This window comes from Pontibacterium sp. (assembly GCF_041587635.1).
Classification (GTDB): Bacteria; Pseudomonadota; Gammaproteobacteria; order Pseudomonadales; family Balneatricaceae; genus Pontibacterium.
Map to the genome: position 1 here is coordinate 1 of NZ_JBFGYC010000662.1, position 2004 is coordinate 2004.

3 protein-coding genes are annotated in these 2004 nt (G+C 48.8%); 1 reads left to right on the forward strand and 2 read right to left on the reverse strand.

From position 1 onward, the window contains the following. Window positions 1-317 (reverse strand): ABC transporter permease (locus tag ABYW01_RS20430; RefSeq protein WP_372836322.1); only part of this gene is annotated, 317 nt, incomplete at its 3' end. Continuing rightward, window positions 314-1246 carry an ABC transporter ATP-binding protein gene (locus ABYW01_RS20435; protein ID WP_372836324.1) on the reverse strand — a complete coding sequence of 311 codons (933 nt, stop codon included), beginning with the start codon at window positions 1244-1246 and terminating at the stop codon, window positions 314-316. The genes ABYW01_RS20435 and ABYW01_RS20430, both read right to left, overlap by 4 nt. Window positions 1247-1545: 299 nt before the next feature. Here ABYW01_RS20435 and ABYW01_RS20440 point away from each other — a divergent pair, with 299 nt between their 5' ends. Continuing rightward, window positions 1546-1941, forward strand: coding sequence for a PA2817 family protein (locus tag ABYW01_RS20440; RefSeq protein WP_372836326.1), 396 nt, complete (start codon window positions 1546-1548; stop codon window positions 1939-1941). Window positions 1942-2004: the final 63 nt, after the last annotated feature.

Sequence of the window (2004 nt, forward strand, 5' to 3'; positions counted from 1 at the left end):
ATGACCCAATACGGTATCGGGGATACCAACAGCTCTTCAATGTTGCGTTGAAACTTGGTGCTATAGAACGAGGACACCACGTTACCGTAGGAGTTGGTGATCACTGACATCATGATCAGACCCGGAACGATATACTCCATGTAGTTAAAGCCCCCCATCTCACCAATACGAGAACCGATCAGGTTACCGAAGATGATGAAGTACAGGGTCATAGTGATCGCTGGCGGCAGCAACGTTTGCCCCCAGATGCGGGTAAAACGTCGGATCTCTTTAGTAACAATCGTACTGAAAGCGACAAACAGTTCTTTGGAGGTCATGCTTTTTCCTGCGCCAGATTTTTATCAACTAAAGAGACAAACAACTCTTCCAGTCGGTTCGCTTTGTTTCGCATGCTGGAAACCTGTATACCTTGTGCTTCCAACGCCTGAAAGATGGCATTCAGTCCCTGCTCACGTTCCACTTCCACCTGCAGCGTATGGTCGTCCAGCAATTCGCTGGTATAGCCGTTGAGTAGCGGTTTGCTTTGCAGTGGTGGATTCACATCCAAGATGAAGGTTTCAGTATTCAGCTGCAGAAGCAGCTCCCGCATACTGGTGTCTTGTACGATGGTACCGTGGTCGATAATAGCGATGTTACGACACAGACTTTCCGCTTCTTCCAGATAGTGCGTGGTGAGGATAATTGTGGTCCCGGCGGCATTAATTTCCTGCAGGAACTCCCACATCGAACGGCGTAGTTCGATATCAACCCCCGCAGTCGGCTCATCGAGGATCAGCAAGCGGGGATTATGGATCAACGCCCGAGCAATCATCAGGCGACGCTTCATGCCACCTGAGAGCATACGGGCACGCTCGTTGCGCTTGTCCCATAAACCCAGTTTGCGCAGATAAAATTCTGCCCGCTCTCGCGCTTCGTTGAGTGGAATACCATAGTAACCTGCCTGAGTGACGATAATATCAATCACCTTCTCAAACATGTTGAAGTTGAACTCCTGCGGTACGACACCCAAACACTTCTTCGCTTTGGAGAGCTGACTTTCCATATCATGGCCAAATACGGATACAGAACCTTCGGATTTATTCACCAATGAGGAAACAATCCCCAAGGTGGTGGACTTACCGGCTCCGTTAGGGCCGAGCAGAGCAAAGAAATCCCCCTCTTCAACCTGCAATGAGATCCCTTTCAACGCTTCAAAGCCGTTGTCATATACTTTACGCAGATTGTTTATAGATAGCGCTGTGGTCATTGATACTTCCTGATTGGCTGGTGTCAGCATAGTGTGGGCGGCAAGCGGACGATTCAACAGCTGCAACACTCTATTGCAGTATCCGATTCAGTCTCTTCTCTCATTGTCAGCCCACGACCAGCGGCAGGCGCATATTATAGCGTCCCAGCCACGATTTGAGGAAAAACCCGTACCAAAAACTCTCACTTGAACGAGAATCTCAGGACTTCAACAATATCCCGGCTCATATCGTATCAACGGCTATAGCTGCCAGCGCCCACTGGTTATAAAATGGGACTGATCGACAGACGGAGAAACGCATGACCCCCTATCAGATTCACCACCTGAATTTTCTGAAAATTGCCTATAACAACTTCATCAAGAGCGATCCATTTACACGCGAAGAACTCACCAAAGATGATGCAGAGTTCATCGCGAGCCTGAAACAACTGATCGAAGATTTTGAATCCGGTGCCGGTGAAGTACGTGAACATGGGCAAGACCTGCTGGACCGTGCCTTTCGCATGTATCCGGATCTGGTCCACCTGATAGCCCGCGATTTACTGTGGTACTTTGGCGGAAGCTGCCTGCACAATATGCCAGACGATGAGATCGAAAAATTTCAGCGCCTTGACGAGATGAGTTTTGAAGCGGAAGAAAACGGCGAAGAGTTTGATTATCTTAAAGCACGTTCAAGTGTCTTTGAATTAAACTAAGCTCAACACCCGTTTAGAGATAACATCGCCGGCGGGTATCGGCTGGCGATGTTATTGCTTGCG